Source organism: Streptomyces sp. NPDC050997 (assembly GCF_040660135.1).
GTDB lineage: Bacteria > Actinomycetota > Actinomycetes > Streptomycetales > Streptomycetaceae > Streptomyces.
This window is the reverse complement of sequence record NZ_JBFAGK010000034.1, coordinates 25,486-41,657: the sequence shown is the minus strand read 5'-3', so window position 1 is coordinate 41,657 and position 16,172 is coordinate 25,486. Positions and strand designations below refer to the sequence as shown.

The following is a 16,172-nucleotide window of genomic DNA, read 5'->3' as shown; positions in this document are numbered from 1 at the left end:
CCCGGCGGGCTTGCGCGTGCGGTGGGACGGGAGTGTGGCCCGTGACGGATCAGGCGGTGGACGCAGACGGTGTACGGCAGTCGGCACAGGCTTCCGCGGACGACCAATTCCTCGGCCGCACACGGGAATTGAAGGAACTGCGCGCCGACATCGAGCGCGCGGGACTGGACACGATCTCCGGCCGCAAGGCCCCCCGCGCGCGTGTGCTCCTGATCGCGGGAAGGCCCGGTTCGGGACGCACCGCCCTCGCCGTGGAACTCGCCCGACAGGTCGCGGACCGTTACCAGGACGGGGTGCTGCGGGCCCGTCTCGGCGAGCCCGACGGCACGCCCGTCCCGGTCGAGCGCACCGCCCGGGAACTGCTCGCCGCCCTTGAGGTGCCGGCCCCGGCCGGAGCCGCCGAGGACGACCTCACGGCGCTCCTTCGCGAGGCCCTCGCCGACCGCCGGATGCTGCTCCTGCTCGACGACGCGGCCACCGCCGAACAGGTCGACGCCCTGCTGCCGGACACCCCGGAATGCCTGGTCGTCGCCGTGTCGAGGGGCCCGCTGACCGGGATCGCGGACGTCCGCCCCTGCACCCTGGGCGGCCTCGACACCAAGTCGGCGGTGGAGTTGCTGTCCCGGCACACCGGGTCGGTCCGCATCACCGTCGATCCGCGGGCCGCCGAGGGCCTGGTCGTGGCGTGCCAGGCCCAGCCCGCCGCGCTGACCCTGGCCGGTGGCTGGCTCGCCGCCCGCCCCAAGGCGGCCGTCTCCGACCTCGCCAAGCAACTGCACGCGGAGGGCGACGAGGGCTCTCCGCTCAGCCGGGTCTTCCGGCTCGTGTACGCGTCCCTGCCCAGCTCCGCCGCCCGGATACTGCGGCTGCTCGCCCTGGCCCCGGCCGGCCTGGTCGACCCGCACACCGCGTCCGCGCTGGCCGGCTGCTCGGTGAACGGCGCCCGCACCACCCTGGACGACTTCGTCGCCCTCGGCCTGCTCCAGGCGGTGGACTCGCCGCTTCCGCAGTACGAGGTCCCCGGCTGTCTGCACCCTCTGCTGAAGGCCCTCACGGAGACCCAGGACCGGCCCGCCGAGCTGCAGCTGGCCCGGGCCCGCATGCTGGAGCGGACCGTACGACTGCTGCAGTCCTGCCGGGCGATCACCGAGACCGACAGCCCCGAGGCCCGCGAGAAGCTCCTGGGCATGCCCCGCGCCCTGCGCTTCCCGACCCCCCGGGCGGCCGCCGAGTGGCTGACCCTCCGCAAGCCCGCCCTGCTCGCCGCGGCCCGCCTCGCGGTCGCCGACGGGGAGCTGGACACCCTCGCCCGGCGTCTGATGTCCCAGCTCGTGCGGGCCCTGGTGGCCCACTGCGGCACCCGGGCGGTCGCGCCCGACCTGTACGGCGTCCACGCCCTCGTCCTCGACGTGGCCGAGCGTCGCAAGCTCCCCCGCGAGAAGGCCGCCGCGCTGCTGAACCTCGCCGACCTGGACGCCCGGACCGGCCGCACGAACGAGGCGCTGACGCGCTATCGGGCGGCACTGGACGCCGGACGGGAGGCGAACGACCCGTACGCGATCGGCCGCGCGATGGAATCCGTAGGCGGCGCCCACCAGGAGCTCGGGGACTACGACCGGGCCGCCGACTGGTTCGGCCGCGCCCTCGCCCAGCGGCTGGCCCGGGACGAGCGCGCGGACGCCGCCCGGCTGTACGGCCGTATCGCCGCCGCGCACACGTTCGCGGGCCGCTACGGCGAGGCGTTGCGGGGTTGGCGGGCAGCGGCGGCCGGACACCGCAAGGACGGCGACGTGGCCGCCCACGCACGGGCGTTGAGCGAACTCGCACGCGTCCAGGAGTACGCCGGACGCCCCGAGGAGTCGCTGCGCACCTGCCACGAAGGGCTGGAGTGGGCGCGCCGCGCCGAGGACGTCCGGCTCCAGGCCGCGCTCCAGCTGCGGCTCGCCGACACGCTGGAGCGTCTCGGCGATCCGGCGGCCGCCTCGCTGCACCGGGGTACGGCCGAGCGGCTGCTGGGCGAGGAGCTTCAGGAGCCCGAAAAGCCGGCCGAGCCGGCGCCTGGCCAGTCCAATCAGCTGGAACACGACGCTAACGCCTGCGAAATCCGCAGTACATCCGCTGAAGATTGATGCAATGAAAGGCTAGACAGCGGGAACGCCTTCATTAGACTGGCTCTGCCGCACCCTCTCCTGCGGTGCATCCTGGTGTGCCCGAGCATGCCTGGGTATGTCTTGTAATGCCTCACATTCTCTGAGCCAAGGACCGTGATCGACGTGAAGGTCGGCATCCCCCGCGAGGTCAAGAACAACGAGTTCCGGGTGGCGATGACCCCCGCCGGTGTGCACGAGCTGGTGCGCCACGGCCACCAGGTCGTCGTCGAGCGGGGTGCCGGTGTCGGCTCCTCGATCACGGACGGGGAGTACGTCGCGGCCGGCGCCCTGATCCTGGAGACCGCCGACGAGGTGTGGGCCACCGCCGACCTGCTGCTCAAGGTCAAGGAACCCATCGCCGAGGAGTACCACCGCCTCCGCAAGGACCAGACGCTCTTCACGTACCTGCACCTGGCCGCCTCCAAGGAGTGCACCGACGCCCTCGTCGAGTCCGGCACCACCGCGATCGCATACGAGACGGTCGAGCTGCCCAGTCGCGCGCTCCCGCTGCTCGCCCCCATGTCCGAGGTCGCGGGCCGCCTCGCCCCTCAGGTCGGCGCCTACCACCTGATGCGCGCCAACGGCGGCCGAGGGGTACTGCCCGGCGGTGTCCCCGGCGTGCTGGCCGCCAGGGCCGTCGTCATCGGCGGCGGTGTCTCCGGCTGGAACGCGGCGCAGATCGCCATCGGTATGGGCTTCCACGTGACCCTGCTCGACAAGGACATCAACAAGCTCAAGGAGGCCGACAAAATCTTCGGTACGAAGATCCAGACCGTCGTCTCCAACACCTTCGAGCTGGAGAAGGCCTGCCTGGAGGCCGACCTCGTGATCGGCGCCGTGCTCGTCCCGGGCGCCAAGGCCCCGAAGCTGGTCACCAACGAGCTTGTGTCACGCATGAAGCCGGGAAGTGTCCTTGTCGACATCGCGATCGATCAGGGCGGCTGCTTCGAGGACTCCCGTCCGACCACCCACGCCGAGCCGACCTTCCCGGTCCACAACTCGGTCTTCTACTGCGTCGCCAACATGCCCGGCGCGGTGCCCAACACCTCCACCTACGCGCTCACCAACGCGACGCTGCCGTACATCGTCGAACTCGCCGACCATGGCTGGGCTGCGGCGCTGCGCCGGGATCCCGCGCTCGCCAAGGGGCTGAACACCCATGACGGCAAGGTCGTTTACCGCGAGGTCGCGGAGGCACACGGCCTGGAGCACGTGGAGCTCGACGCGTTGATCGGCTGAGCGGCGACCTTAAGTCTCCCTTTGGTAAAGGTCGATACGTCAACAGAGGTCGTCAACACCGCGCGCCCGGCCGGACCTTGCCCGACATGGTCCGGCCAGGTGTGTGTATGGTCACTTTGCGGCTCTCGGTCAACTCGCCTCGAACGTAACCCTTGAACCGATTCGTACACCGGTGAAACCCACCGTGCGACGGCCGTACGCCCTTGACAGAGGGATGTTTCATTGCCGACACATCCTGCCGGGTCCGGCGGATTGTGTTGCTGCGGACGCCCGACACGCCATAGAGTCGCCAACCGTCGGCATGGTGCCACGCCGACCTGTCTAGAAGTTTCCTGGTCACCAAGGAGGTAAGACGACTTGTGAATGAGTCGACATTTTCTCCCGGGGGTGGTCAACCAGGAATGCCTGCAGGGGCTCAGGGCCCCGTGGGGTTCGAGGCTGTCGGCTCCGTCGCGGTGCGCACCTACGCAGCCCACCAGAGTCCGCAGGTGACTCGGACACACCAGAGCATGGATGGCCATCACGTGAACGCCATGGCCGGCGACGGAAGTGGCGCGCCCCACAACCACTTCGCCGACTACGACGAACTGCCCGACGGGCACTTCTACGACCCCGACGCCGAGTACGAGCCCGATCCCGAGTACGCGGCCACGCTCGCGCCCGATGCTGCCCGGCAGCGCCGTGAGCGCGTCGGTCCGACCGGACGCCCGCTGCCGTACTTCCCGATCCCGGGCCCGCTGACCAGTCACGGCCCCGCGACGATCATCGCGATGTGCAACCAGAAGGGCGGCGTCGGCAAGACGACGTCAACCATCAATCTGGGTGCCGCCCTCGCGGAGTACGGCCGTCGTGTGCTGCTCGTGGACTTCGACCCGCAGGGCGCGCTGTCGGTGGGTCTCGGTGTCAACCCGATGGAGCTCGACCTCACCGTCTACAACCTGCTCATGGAGCGGGGCATGGCGGCCGACGAGGTGCTCCTGAAGACAGCGGTCCCCAACATGGACCTGCTGCCCAGCAACATCGACCTGTCCGCCGCCGAGGTCCAGCTGGTCTCCGAGGTCGCGCGCGAGTCGACGCTGCAACGCGCCCTGAAGCCGCTCATGGCCGACTACGACTACATCGTGATCGACTGTCAGCCCTCGCTCGGCCTGCTCACGGTGAACGCCCTGACGGCCGCGCACAAGGTGATAGTGCCCCTGGAGTGCGAGTTCTTCGCCCTCCGCGGTGTCGCGCTGCTGACGGAGACCATCGAGAAGGTCCAGGAGCGGCTCAATCCGGAACTGGAGCTCGACGGGATCCTCGCCACGATGTACGACTCGCGCACCGTGCACAGCCGTGAGGTGCTCGCGCGGGTCGTCGAGGCCTTCGACGACCACGTCTACCACACGGTCATCGGGCGCACGGTCCGCTTCCCGGAGACCACGGTCGCCGGTGAGCCGATCACCACGTACGCGTCCAACTCCGTCGGTGCCGCCGCCTATCGCCAGCTTGCCAGGGAGGTGCTCGCCCGGTGTCACGCCGAGTGAGTCTGCCGGGGGCCGACGAACTGTTCCGTACGACAGGGGGAATGGCGCTCCAGCCGTCCGCTCCCCGGCGCCCGGTCAACGGCGAGGCCCGGGTGCCGGCGCCCGCGGGGGAGTCCGACGGGGCCACGGCGCCGCCGTCCTCTTCCGAGGACGCCCCGCAGTCGGTGCCGGCCCAGGGTGGTGACGGCGACGGCGCGGAGCATGCTGCGGCCGACTCGGATCCGGCCGGGGCCGGTGAGTCCCGCAGCCGGGGCGCGGACCCCTCCGGACGCCGTCAGGCGACGCAGGAAGGTTCTGCCTCGGGTGCCAACGCGGCCGCGCCGCGCGGCAAGCGCGGACGGGCGCCCTCGCGGCGCCCCAGCGGGCGCGAGCGGCACGACGAGAAGATCACCGTGTATGTCTCCGCCGAGGAGCTGATGGATCTGGAGCACGCACGTCTGGTGCTCCGGGGCGAGCACGGGCTGGCGGTCGACCGCGGTCGGATCGTCCGCGAGGCCGTCGCCGTGGTCCTGGCCGATCTGGAGTCGCGCGGGGACGCGAGCATCCTCGTACGTCGGCTGCGCGGGCGGTAGCGGTAGCCTGCGGGGGCCATGACCTCGAACGACGTTCCCCCGGGCGCCGGCGCAGCCGCCGGTCGTCGGCGCGCGCTGGGGAGAGGGCCGGGGGCGGTTCCCGTTCCTGCAAAAGCCCCGGCTCCGCAGGCGGAACCGCCGGTTGTGGAGCACGCCGCTCCGGCCGAGTCTCCCGCTCCAGTGGAGATTCCCGCCCCTGCGGAGCCGGCGGAGCCCGAGGGGGCGGCGGAGTCCGAGGAGCCCGCAGACCCCGGCGACGGTGTCTTCAAGGTCCGTCTCGCCAACTTCGAGGGGCCCTTCGACCTTCTCCTCCAGCTGATCTCCAAGCACAAGTTGGATGTCACGGAGGTCGCCCTGTCCAAGGTGACCGACGAGTTCATGGGGCACATCCGGGCGATGGGTCCGGACTGGGACCTCGACCAGACCACCGAGTTCCTGGTCGTCGCCGCCACGCTGCTGGACCTGAAGGCGGCCCGGCTGCTGCCCGCCGCCGAGGTGGAGGACGAGGCCGACCTGGCGCTGCTGGAGGCCCGCGACCTGCTGTTCGCTCGGCTTCTCCAGTACCGCGCGTACAAGCGGATCGCCGACATCTTCAGCGGCCGGCTCGACGACGAGGCCCGCCGCTACCCCCGTACCGTCGGACTCGAACCGCACCACGCCGAACTGCTGCCCGAGGTGGTCATCAGCATCGGCGCTCAGGGGTTCGCGAAGCTCGCGGTCAAGGCGATGCAGCCCAGGCCCCGGCCGCAGGTGTACGTCGACCACATCCACGCGCCGCTGGTGAGTGTCCAGGAGCAGGCCCAGATCGTGGTCGCACGGCTCAGGGAGCGGGGCGAGGCGACCTTCCGGGCGCTGATCGAGGACGCCGACGACACGCTGACCGTCGTGGCGCGCTTCCTGGCGCTGCTGGAGCTGTACCGGGAGAAGGCCGTCACCCTGGAGCAGGAGACCGCCCTCGGGGAGCTGCTGGTGCGCTGGATGGGCGGGGACGGGGGCGATACGCCGAAGGTCACCGACGAGTTCGACCGGCCGCCCGAGGAACCCAAGGACGAAGCCAAGGAGAAGAAGGCGTGAGCGAGGAGACGACCGACGTTCTGGCCGGGGTGCACACCGTCGCCGACCTCGATCTCAAACCGGCCCTGGAGGCCGTCCTCATGGTCGTGGACGAACCCGCGACCGAGGAGCATCTCGCCAAGATCCTCCAGCGGCCCAGGCGGCAGATCGGGGACGCGCTGCGGGAGCTGGCCGACGAGTACACCGTGCAGGGGCGCGGCTTCGAGCTGCGGCTGATCGCGGGCGGCTGGCGTTTCTACAGCCGCCCCGAGTACGCGCCGGCCGTCGAGGGGTTCGTCCTCGACGGCCAGCAGGCCCGGCTCACCCAGGCGGCGCTGGAGACCCTGGCGGTGGTCGCCTACCGCCAGCCGGTCAGCCGCAGCCGGGTCTCCGCGGTGCGCGGAGTGAACTGCGACGGCGTGATGCGCACCCTTCTCCAGCGCGGTCTGGTCGAGGAGGCGGGCACGGAACCCGAAACAGGTGCGATCCTGTACGTGACGACGAACTACTTCCTGGAGCGGATGGGCCTGCGCGGTCTGGACGAGCTCCCGGAGCTCGCGCCCTTCCTCCCGGAGGCGGAGGCGATCGAGGCCGAGACACAGGAAGGCGTACCGTCGTTCGATCCGGACGCCCCGGATGCGGACGACGGTCCCACGACGAACCCGACGACGACGGAAATTTGATGCGAAGCAGCGGTAGCGGCAAGAGCGGTGGGCGCGGTAACCCCCGCGGGGCCGGCAACAACAGGGACCAGAAGCAGGGCCAGGGCCAGAGCAAGGGCCAGGGCCAGAGCCAAGGCCAGAGCAAGGGTCAGGGCCGTCCCAGCAAGCCCCGCCCCGAGGAGCGCCGCTACGACGTGGGCCCGAGCGCCTCTCATGAGGGCCCGAAGGCCGGGCGCGGCGGCGCGGCCCGCGGCGGCGCCAAGGGCGGCCCGAAGAAGCCTCAGCAGGCCAGGCGGACGGCTCCTGCGACCTCACGCGAGTACGAGACGCGCGCCGAGGAGCGCAACCGCGAGCGGTACGCGGGCAAGAAGGACGTCAAGCTGCCCAAGACCTTCCCGGGCGCCGAGCAGGAGGGCGAGCGGCTGCAGAAGGTCCTCGCGCGCGCCGGCTACGGCTCCCGGCGGGCCTGCGAGGAGCTGATCGAGCATGCGCGGGTCGAGGTCAACGGCGAGATCGTCCTGGAGCAGGGCAAGCGGGTCGACCCGGAGAAGGACGAGGTCAAGGTCGACGGCCTGACGGTGGCGACGCAGTCGTACCAGTTCTTCTCGCTGAACAAGCCCGCCGGTGTCGTCTCGACGATGGAGGACACCGAGGGCCGGCAGTGCCTCGGCGACTACGTCACCAACCGTGAGACCCGGCTCTTCCACGTCGGACGGCTCGACACCGAGACCGAGGGCGTCATCCTGCTCACCAACCACGGCGAGCTGGCGCACCGGCTGACCCACCCCAAGTACGGCGTGAAGAAGGTCTACCTCGCGCACATCGTGGGTCCGATCCCGCGCGACCTGGGCAAGCGGCTCAAGGACGGCATCCAGCTGGAGGACGGGTACGCGAAGGCGGACCACTTCCGGGTCGTCGAGCAGACCGGCAAGAACTACCTGGTCGAGGTGACCCTCCACGAGGGCCGCAAGCACATCGTCCGTCGCATGCTCGCCGAGGCGGGCTTCCCGGTCGACAAGCTGGTCCGGGTCTCCTTCGGACCGATCACCCTGGGCGACCAGAAGTCGGGCTGGCTGCGGCGGCTGTCCAACACGGAGGTCGGCATGCTGATGAAGGAAGTGGATCTGTAGGCGGCCACGCCGAGGCGTGGGCGAGTCCAGCTGAGGCGTGGGCGAGTCCCGCCGAGGCGCAGGCGAGTTCCGCCGAGGTGCAGGCGGCCGGTTTCCCGTTGCGGCGGGGCCGGCCGCTTTCTTGCGCGCGCGTGGCGCCGCCCCTTATTGTCAAGGTGACGATTAAAGGGGCCTCGTGGCTCTTCCAGTCACTCCGGGAAGGACATCACCCACCCATGACCATGACCGCCACGAAGCGCGCCGCCACCGGTGCGCTCACGGGGCTCGCCCTCGGCGACGCGCTCGGCTTTCCGACCGAGTTCAACGACGTGCCGTCGATCCTCGCCAAGTTCGGGCCGTGGCGGGAGATGTCACTGCCGACGCCCGCGATCGTCACCGACGACACGCAGATGACGTTGGCGCTGGCGCGGGGCCTGCGGACGGCCATGGACCGGGGGGTGCTCGGACCGGACCTGGCCGAGCCCGTGCGGCGGGAGTTCATCGCCTGGAACCGGTCGCCGGAGAACAACCGGGCGCCGGGCGGCACGTGTCTGAGGGCCTGCGAGCTGCTGGAGAGTCCGGACCGGGCCTGGCAGGACGCCAGCCAGATCGGCTCCAAGGGCTGCGGTGCCAACATGCGGGTCGCGCCCGTCGGGCTCGTCCCCGGACTGAGCGACGAACAGCGCGCCGGCGCCGCCCAGTTGCAGGCCGCGCTCACCCACGGCCATCCGACGGCACTGGCCGCCTCCGACCTCACCGCGCATGCCGTACGGCTGCTCTCGCAGGGGACCGAGCCGGCCGCGCTGACCGGGCTGCTGCGGTCGTACGCGGACGAGAACCGCAGCCACTACCACCAGCGTTGGCTCGGCGATCTGTGGACGCGCAGCCACGACTCCTCGCCCGAGCAGTTCATCGCCCGCGGATGGGACGAGTGCGTGGGAGTCCTGGACCGCCTTCAGGAGGCACTGCGGGCCCCCTCGCCCGAGACCGACCCGTGCCTGGCCACCGGTGCGGGCTGGATCGCCGAAGAGGCGCTGGCGACCGGCCTGTTGTCCTTCCTGCTCTTCGTCGACGAGCCGCTGACGGCCCTGCGGCGCGCCGCCTGCACCTCCGGCGACTCCGACTCGATCGCCTGCCTGGCGGGAGCTTTCGCGGGCGCGCACCTGGGCGCCGAGGTGTGGCCCGGGCAGTGGGCCGACCGGATCGAGTACCAGAGCGAGCTGGCGACGTTCGGGGCCCTCTGGGACGCCTGACGGGCCGGGGGTGAACTGCCGGTCGGGCGCCGGAGGTGATCCTCAGGCCAGGCTGATCGAGTCGCCCCGCACCGTGATCTTCTTCTCGGGCAGCGGTCGCGTCGCCGGAGGGTGGGCCACCGAGCCGTCCGTGATGTTGAACTTGCTGCCGTGACAGGTGCAGTTGATGGTGCCGTCCGAGACACTGGCCACCGGACACTGGGCGTGCGTGCAGATGTTCGAGAAGCCCTTGAACTCGCCCTGCTTGGGCTGGGTGACGACGATCTCCTCGTCCTTGAAGATCTTGCCGCCGCCGACCGGGATGTCGGCCGTCTTGGCCAGTTCCTGGCCGGGGGAGGCGTTCGAGGACGAGGAGTCCTTGTCGCCGCCGTACTCGCCGCACCCCGCGGTCAGGGCCGCCGCACCCGTCGCGCCCGCCGCTAGAAGGATGGTGCGCCGCGTCGGGCTGTCGGTCATGTCGTCACTCCGAAGGTGCGGAAGAACCAGAGGGCTGAGGTCAGCCAGATGAGGGTGAGAACGGTGAAGACCAGCCCGCCGACGAGCGGTAGCAGCCAGCCGGGCAGCCGCTCCGAGCGGAGCAGCAGCATCTTGGCACTGAAAGCACCGAAGAAGAAGCACCCCAGGACCGAGTGCCACAGAAGCCGCGATTCGGACGTCTGGTAGCCCAGCGCGTACAGGCAGTGCACCGCGACGGGCACCGCCACCAGGAACGCCGCACGGCCCGACCAGCGGTGCAGCACCGGTGACCAGCGCGGGCCCGGCAGCTTCCCGTAGACCATCGCCGCCGAGACCACCTGGACCAGCGCGAAGAGGAACGCGGTCGTCGCCAGCCACGACTTCACCGCTCCGGTGCTGCTGAAGCCGGCGAGGTTGAAGGCGGTTCCCGCCGGGTCGTGGACCTTGCCGTACGCGCCCAGGCCGACCGCGACCGCGCCGGCCACGAGCGCGGGGACCAGATAGCGGGCGGGGTGCGGTGGGCGCTCGTCGGGTGCGGGGGACGGGAAGCCCTGGGTGGCGGCGTTCGGGTCGACGGTCATGGCCGGCTCCTCCGAGCTGCGGGGTGTCAGGGGGTCACGGGGCGGGCCGTGAGTCGTTCTCCGTCGACCGTCACGGTGCCGGTCGCGGGGTCGATCCGCGGGGCGGGGGAGGGCTTTCGGTCGCGGTTGAGGATGCCGACCTGGGTGCCGTCCCTGAGGACGATCCAGCCGCCGTCGAATGTCGCCCCGCGCACGGTGGCGGTCGCCCGGTAGAGCCCCGAGGGCTTCTTCGCTCTGTCGGCGGTGAAGGCGTGGTGCCCGCCGTCGATGTCCACGGTGCCGCGGATCCGCTTGCCCTGGTCGAGCGTGCCGTTGAGCTTCGCGCCGTGCTTGCCGGTCAGCCGCAGCCTCCCGTCGTCCTCGACATCGCCCTTCAGCCAGGACTCCCTGGCGTGGCCGTCGCAGAAGTACGCGATCGCCCTGCCGTCGCGCAGGGTCACGGCGACGGCGGCCGAGTCGTCGTCGGTACGGCCCGCGTAGTCGGCGTCGGGGACGGGCGTTCTCGACGTGGACGGCGTCGGGGTCGTCCCGGTGGCCGACGGTGAGGGTGACGGCGACGCCTTGGCGGCCGGTGGCTTCTCCTGGTAGGCCGAGGACGCGGCTTTCGTCCCCGTCGTCGCGTTGAGCGACAGCATGAACAGACCGAACAGCAGTCCCGCGAGAAGGGTGAGCAGGGGTCCGGAACGCTTCATTTCAGGCCTCCCCCGAGGCGAGTGTCCTGCCATGAGAGCGGACCGGGGCCCCGGCGTCCAGAGGCGCACGGGGGCGTTCTCCCCTCAAGTATCGGAATAAGGCGATGTCAGGCACCTTGTCGGAGTATGGAGAGGTGTCTCAGGGGGCGGGCGCCGCGCACCGGTCCGGCGGGGGCTGACTACGCTGGACGCACCAAGAGCCGTACACCAGCAAGACGACGGCCTCACATCAGTAAGAGCCGTACATCAGCAAGAGCCGTACACCAGCAAGGAGCATCGCCGTGGCGGTACGAGCGGTCCGGGGCGCCGTCCAACTCGACAAGGACGAGGCCGGCCACATGGACGAGCAGGTCGGAGCCCTGCTCACCGCCATCATGGAGCGGAACGGTCTGACCGCCGACGACCTGATCAGCATCTGGTTCACGGCCACGCCGGACCTGCACAGCGACTTCCCGGCGGCCGCGGCCCGCAAGCTCGGCACCGGCTTCGCCGACGTTCCGCTGATCTGCGCCCAGGAACTCGACGTCGAGGGCGCCATGCCCCGGGTCGTCCGGGTCCTCGCGCACATCGAGTCCACCCGGCCCCGCGCCGACCTCGCGCACGTCTACCTCGGCGCCGCGGCGGCCCTGCGCAAGGACATCGCCCAGTGAGGACCGCACTGGTCATCGGAACCGGCCTCATCGGTACGTCCGCCGCGCTCGCGCTGACCCAGCGTGGCGTCGTCGTCCACCTCGCCGACCACGACCGCGAGCAGGCCCGCACCGCCGCCGCGCTCGGCGCCGGCACCGACGAGGCGCCCGAGGGACCCGTCGATCTCGCGATCATCGCTGCCCCGCCCGCTCATGTGGCCGGGGTGCTCGCGGACGCCATGCGCCGGGGTGTCGCCCGTGGCTACATCGACGTGGCCAGCGTCAAGGGCGGTCCGCGTCGCGAGCTGGAGGAGCTCAGCCTGGACCTGTCGCCGTACATCGGCACCCACCCGATGTCCGGCCGCGAGAAGTCGGGCCCGCTGGCGGCCACCGGCGACCTGTTCGAAGGCCGCCCCTGGGTGCTGACCCCGACCCGGGACACCGACACCGAGGTCCTGAACCTCGCGCTGGAGCTGGTCTCGTACTGCCGCGCGGTGCCGGTGGTGATGGACGCCGACGCCCACGACCGGGCCGTCGCGCTCGTCTCCCACATGCCCCACCTGGTCTCCAGCATGGTCGCGGCCCGTCTGGAGCACGCCGAGGAGGCCGCCGTACGACTGTGCGGACAGGGCGTCCGGGACGTGACCCGGATCGCCGCCTCCGACCCCCGGATGTGGATCGACATCCTGTCCGCGAACCCCGGGCCGGTCGCCGACCTCCTCACGGACGTCTCCGCGGACATCGACGAGACGGTCCGGGCCCTGCGCGCCCTGCAGTCCTCCGACGAGGACAAGCGCCGCGAGGGCACCGTCGGCATCGAGGGCGTGCTGCGGCGCGGCAACGCGGGCCAGGTCCGCGTGCCCGGCAAGCACGGGTCCGCCCCGCGGACGTACGAGGTCGTGGCCGTGCTCATCGACGACCAGCCGGGCCAGCTGGCCCGCATCTTCGCGGACGCCGGGATGGCCGGGGTCAACATCGAGGACGTCCGTATCGAGCACGCGACCGGGCAGCAGGCGGGCCTGGTGCAGCTGACGGTGGAGCCGAAGGCGGTGCCCGTGCTGACCGCGGCGCTGAAGGAACGGGGCTGGGCCATCCGGCAGTGACCGCCCGCACCCGCGCGGGCCGGTCCCTCCCGGTCATCCGCCTGTAAGAGGGGGTCCGGGGAGCCAGTAACCTTGTGCGGGGCACGATCGCGCCCCGCACACCTCACCGCACCGCACCAGGAAGGTGTCCCCCCGTGGAAAACGGCGCCGCCCAGCCCGTGATTGTCGCCATCGACGGTCCCTCCGGCACGGGTAAGTCGAGCACGTCCAAGGCCGTCGCCGCGCAGCTCGACCTGAGCTACCTGGACACCGGGGCCCAGTACCGGGCGATCACCTGGTGGATGGTGACCAACGGGATCGACATCGACGACCCGTCGGCGATCGCCGCCGTGGCCGGCAAGGCGGACATCGTCTCCGGCACCGACCCGGCGAACCCGACGATCACGGTCGACGGCATCGACGTGGCCGCCGCGATCCGCACCCAGGAGGTCACCTCCAAGGTCAGCGCGGTCAGCGCGGTGCCCGATGTGCGGGCCCGGATCACCGACCTGCAGCGCTCCATCGCGGCCGGCGCCAAGAAGGGGATCGTCGTGGAGGGCCGCGACATCGGTACGACCGTGCTGCCCGACGCCGACCTGAAGATCTTCCTGACCGCCTCCCCGGAGGCCCGTGCGGCCCGGCGCAGCGGCGAGCTCAAGGGCGTCGACGTCAACGCCACCCGCGAGGCCCTGATCAAGCGGGACACGGCCGACTCCAGCCGCAAGACCTCGCCGCTCGCCAAGGCGGACGACGCGGCCGAGGTGGACACCACCGAGCTCACCCTCGCGCAGGTCATCGAGTGCGTCATCACGCTCGTCGAGGAGAAGCGGGACGCGACGTGAGTGGTCCGACCGTGCCCTCCGAGAAGGGCGCCGAGGTGGGACGGCGCATCGGCGTCGGCCTGATGTACGGCCTGTGGAAGCCGCGGGTGCTGGGTGCCTGGAAGGTCCCCGTGAGCGGCCCGGTGATCTTCGCCGTCAATCACTCCCACAACATCGACGGCCCGATGGTCATGGGCGTGGCGCCGCGGCCGACGCACTTCCTGATCAAGAAGGAAGCCTTCATCGGACCGCTCGACCCCTTCCTGCTCGGCATCGGGCAGGTCAAAGTCGACCGTGACACCACCGACCGCACGGCGATCACGCAGGCGCTGGGCGTACTGGACAACGGCGGTGTCCTGGGGATCTTCCCGGAGGGCACCCGGGGCGAGGGCGACTTCGCCGCGCTGCGCGCCGGGCTCGCGTACTTCGCCGTACGCGGCGGGGCTCCGATCGTCCCGGTGGCCGTCCTCGGAAGTTCCGACCGGCCAGGACGGTTGGTGAAGATGCTGCCTCCGCTGCGCAGCCGCGTCGACGTCGTCTTCGGCGATCCCTTCGAGGCGGGCGACGGCAGCGGACGACGTACCCGCAAGGCGCTCGACGAGGCGACCGAACGCATCCAGAAGCAGCTTTCCGCGCACCTGGACAACGCCAGGCGGCTGACCGGCCGCCGGTAAAAAGCCGGGCGTCCACGCGGGCGCCGGGCGACACTGAGTAGTGGATCAGCCGGAGGAAACCGGATGCTCCACCGATCACCACGATGAACGAGGTACGGACTTCATGAACGACCACATCCACTCCGACGGCTCGGGCGAGGAGCACGACCACGGAGCGCTTGGCGACGCCGAGTACGCGGAGTTCATGGAGCTCGCCGCGGACGAGGGCTTCGACGTCGAGGACGTCGAGGGCGCGATCGAGGCGGCCGGCCACGGTCCGCTTCCCGTCCTCGCCGTCGTCGGCCGCCCGAATGTCGGCAAGTCGACTCTGGTGAACCGGATCATCGGCCGCCGTGAGGCCGTCGTCGAGGACAAGCCGGGCGTCACCCGCGACCGTGTCACCTACGAGGCCGAGTGGGCGGGCCGCCGCTTCAAGGTCGTCGACACCGGCGGCTGGGAGCAGGACGTCCTCGGTATCGACGCCTCCGTGGCAGCCCAGGCCGAGTACGCGATCGAGGCCGCCGACGCCGTGGTGTTCGTCGTCGACGCCAAGGTCGGCGCCACCGACACCGACGAGGCGGTCGTACGACTGCTGCGCAAGGCCGGCAAGCCCGTGGTCCTGGCCGCCAACAAGGTCGACGGCCAGAGCGGCGAGGCCGACGCGGCCTACCTGTGGGCCCTGGGCCTCGGCGAGCCGCACCCCATCTCCGCGCTGCACGGCCGCGGCACCGGCGACATGCTGGACGCCGTCCTGGAGGCCTTGCCGGACGCCCCCGAGCAGACCTTCGGCACCGGGGTCGGCGGCCCGCGCCGTATCGCTCTGATCGGCCGCCCGAACGTCGGCAAGTCCTCGCTGCTGAACAAGGTGGCCGGCGAGGAGCGTGTCGTCGTCAACGAAATCGCGGGCACCACCCGCGACCCGGTCGACGAGCTCATCGAACTCGGCGGCGTGACCTGGAAGTTCGTCGACACGGCGGGCATCCGCAAGCGCGTCCACCTCCAGCAGGGCGCCGACTACTACGCCTCGTTGCGCACCGCGGCCGCCGTCGAGAAGGCCGAGGTGGCGGTCATCCTGATCGACGCCTCCGAGCCCATCTCGGTGCAGGACCAGCGGATCGTCAGCATGGCCGTGGACGCGGGCCGCGCGATGGTGATCGCCTACAACAAGTGGGACACCCTCGACGAGGAGCGCCGCTACTACCTGGAGCGGGAGATCGAGACCGAGTTCGCCCAGGTCGCCTGGGCGCCCCGGGTGAACGTATCGGCGCAGACCGGTCGGCACATGGAGAAGCTGGTCCCGGCCATCCAGACGGCCCTCGCCGGCTGGGAGACCCGGGTCCCGACGGGACGCCTGAACGCCTTCCTCGGCGAACTGGTCGCCGGCCACCCGCACCCCGTCCGGGGCGGCAAGCAGCCCCGCATCCTCTTCGGCACCCAGGCCGGCACCAAGCCCCCGCGGTTCGTGCTGTTCGCCTCCGGCTTCATCGAGGCGGGCTACCGGCGCTTCATCGAGCGCCGCCTGCGCGAGGAGTTCTCGTTCGACGGCACGCCGATCCACATCTCGGTGCGGGTGCGCGAGAAGCGCGGCAAGAAGAAGTGACCCGGGTATGAGGAGGGGCGGGGCCGGCCGGGGCCGCCCCGCCGCCTACGTGGTAAACCACGGACCGGGTCAGACGCCCCGGCGAGGGCCGGGC

Annotated in this window: 16 protein-coding genes; 13 read left to right on the top strand and 3 right to left on the bottom strand. The window is 71.0% G+C overall.

The features are described 5' to 3' along the window. The first annotated feature begins 41 nt into the window (after positions 1-41). From AB0H86_RS41745 to AB0H86_RS41710, 8 genes are all read left to right on the top strand, one after another. Positions 42-2,129 (top strand): tetratricopeptide repeat protein, encoded by a 2,088-nt coding sequence (locus AB0H86_RS41745; RefSeq protein WP_362451156.1) that lies wholly within the window; start codon positions 42-44, stop codon positions 2,127-2,129. A gap of 135 nt (positions 2,130-2,264) precedes the next feature. Then, a complete protein-coding gene (ald, locus tag AB0H86_RS41740) occupies positions 2,265-3,389 on the top strand; it encodes an alanine dehydrogenase (protein ID WP_362451154.1) in 1,125 nt (374 codons plus the stop codon). Between the two features lie 401 nt (positions 3,390-3,790). Beyond that, positions 3,791-4,915 (top strand): ParA family protein, encoded by a 1,125-nt coding sequence (locus AB0H86_RS41735; RefSeq protein WP_362451152.1) that lies wholly within the window; start codon positions 3,791-3,793, stop codon positions 4,913-4,915. Continuing rightward, a complete protein-coding gene (locus AB0H86_RS41730; RefSeq protein ID WP_362451149.1) occupies positions 4,900-5,487 on the top strand; it encodes a hypothetical protein in 588 nt (195 codons plus the stop codon). Before AB0H86_RS41735 ends, AB0H86_RS41730 begins: the two co-directional genes overlap by 16 nt. A gap of 18 nt (positions 5,488-5,505) precedes the next feature. Further along, positions 5,506-6,561: a segregation/condensation protein A gene (locus tag AB0H86_RS41725; protein WP_362451146.1), complete on the top strand. Its 1,056-nt coding sequence runs from the start codon at positions 5,506-5,508 to the stop codon at positions 6,559-6,561. Continuing rightward, complete coding sequence (scpB, locus tag AB0H86_RS41720) at positions 6,558-7,223, top strand: SMC-Scp complex subunit ScpB (protein WP_362451144.1); 666 nt, start codon at positions 6,558-6,560, stop codon at positions 7,221-7,223. Before AB0H86_RS41725 ends, scpB begins: the two co-directional genes overlap by 4 nt. Then, positions 7,223-8,332: a pseudouridine synthase gene (locus tag AB0H86_RS41715; RefSeq protein ID WP_362451142.1), complete on the top strand. Its 1,110-nt coding sequence runs from the start codon at positions 7,223-7,225 to the stop codon at positions 8,330-8,332. The genes scpB and AB0H86_RS41715 overlap by 1 nt, the downstream gene beginning before the upstream one ends. Positions 8,333-8,547: 215 nt before the next feature. Further along, positions 8,548-9,564, top strand: a complete 1,017-nt coding sequence (locus AB0H86_RS41710) for an ADP-ribosylglycohydrolase family protein (RefSeq protein ID WP_362451140.1) — start codon at positions 8,548-8,550, stop codon at positions 9,562-9,564. Between the two features lie 42 nt (positions 9,565-9,606). Here AB0H86_RS41710 and AB0H86_RS41705 read toward each other — a convergent pair whose 3' ends face one another. From AB0H86_RS41705 to AB0H86_RS41695, 3 genes are read right to left on the bottom strand one after another with little or no spacing between them, the layout of a single operon-like run. Further along, entirely contained in the window at positions 9,607-10,020 is a 414-nt protein-coding gene (locus AB0H86_RS41705) for a Rieske (2Fe-2S) protein (protein ID WP_362451138.1), read from the bottom strand. Continuing rightward, positions 10,017-10,601 carry a DUF6529 family protein gene (locus AB0H86_RS41700; protein WP_362451135.1) on the bottom strand — a complete coding sequence of 195 codons (585 nt, stop codon included), beginning with the start codon at positions 10,599-10,601 and terminating at the stop codon, positions 10,017-10,019. Before AB0H86_RS41700 ends, AB0H86_RS41705 begins: the two co-directional genes overlap by 4 nt. A gap of 26 nt (positions 10,602-10,627) precedes the next feature. Next, positions 10,628-11,293: a hypothetical protein gene (locus tag AB0H86_RS41695; protein WP_362451133.1), complete on the bottom strand. Its 666-nt coding sequence runs from the start codon at positions 11,291-11,293 to the stop codon at positions 10,628-10,630. A 281-nt stretch (positions 11,294-11,574) separates the two neighbouring features. Here AB0H86_RS41695 and aroH point away from each other — a divergent pair, with 281 nt between their 5' ends. The 5 genes from aroH (at position 11,575) to der (ending at position 16,078) form a co-directional block, all read left to right on the top strand. Continuing rightward, positions 11,575-11,943 carry a chorismate mutase gene (aroH, locus tag AB0H86_RS41690; RefSeq protein WP_362451131.1) on the top strand — a complete coding sequence of 123 codons (369 nt, stop codon included), beginning with the start codon at positions 11,575-11,577 and terminating at the stop codon, positions 11,941-11,943. Continuing rightward, positions 11,940-13,025: a prephenate dehydrogenase gene (locus AB0H86_RS41685; RefSeq protein ID WP_362451128.1), complete on the top strand. Its 1,086-nt coding sequence runs from the start codon at positions 11,940-11,942 to the stop codon at positions 13,023-13,025. The genes aroH and AB0H86_RS41685 overlap by 4 nt, the downstream gene beginning before the upstream one ends. 134 nt (positions 13,026-13,159) lie before the next feature. Further along, complete coding sequence (cmk, locus tag AB0H86_RS41680) at positions 13,160-13,846, top strand: (d)CMP kinase (protein ID WP_362451125.1); 687 nt, start codon at positions 13,160-13,162, stop codon at positions 13,844-13,846. 62 nt (positions 13,847-13,908) lie between these two features. After that, on the top strand, positions 13,909-14,499 hold the full coding sequence (locus AB0H86_RS41675) for a lysophospholipid acyltransferase family protein (RefSeq protein ID WP_362451188.1): 591 nt from the start codon (positions 13,909-13,911) through the stop codon (positions 14,497-14,499). Between the two features lie 103 nt (positions 14,500-14,602). Further along, complete coding sequence (der, locus tag AB0H86_RS41670; protein WP_362451123.1) at positions 14,603-16,078, top strand: ribosome biogenesis GTPase Der; 1,476 nt, start codon at positions 14,603-14,605, stop codon at positions 16,076-16,078. Positions 16,079-16,172: the final 94 nt, after the last annotated feature.

Excerpts from the sequence above, each read along its gene's own strand:
- AB0H86_RS41735 (WP_362451152.1), top strand. The coding sequence starts at position 3,791 with ATGCCTGCAGGGGCTCAGGGCCCCGTGGGGTTCGAGGCTGTCGGCTCC.
- AB0H86_RS41725 (WP_362451146.1), top strand. The coding sequence starts at position 5,506 with ATGACCTCGAACGACGTTCCCCCGGGCGCCGGCGCAGCCGCCGGTCGT.
- AB0H86_RS41715 (WP_362451142.1), top strand. The coding sequence starts at position 7,223 with ATGCGAAGCAGCGGTAGCGGCAAGAGCGGTGGGCGCGGTAACCCCCGC.
- AB0H86_RS41710 (WP_362451140.1), top strand. The coding sequence starts at position 8,548 with ATGACCATGACCGCCACGAAGCGCGCCGCCACCGGTGCGCTCACGGGG.
- AB0H86_RS41705 (WP_362451138.1), bottom strand. The coding sequence starts at position 10,020 with ATGACCGACAGCCCGACGCGGCGCACCATCCTTCTAGCGGCGGGCGCG.
- AB0H86_RS41700 (WP_362451135.1), bottom strand. The coding sequence starts at position 10,601 with ATGACCGTCGACCCGAACGCCGCCACCCAGGGCTTCCCGTCCCCCGCA.
- AB0H86_RS41695 (WP_362451133.1), bottom strand. The coding sequence starts at position 11,293 with ATGAAGCGTTCCGGACCCCTGCTCACCCTTCTCGCGGGACTGCTGTTC.
- AB0H86_RS41675 (WP_362451188.1), top strand. The coding sequence starts at position 13,909 with ATGTACGGCCTGTGGAAGCCGCGGGTGCTGGGTGCCTGGAAGGTCCCC.
- der (WP_362451123.1), top strand. The coding sequence starts at position 14,603 with ATGAACGACCACATCCACTCCGACGGCTCGGGCGAGGAGCACGACCAC.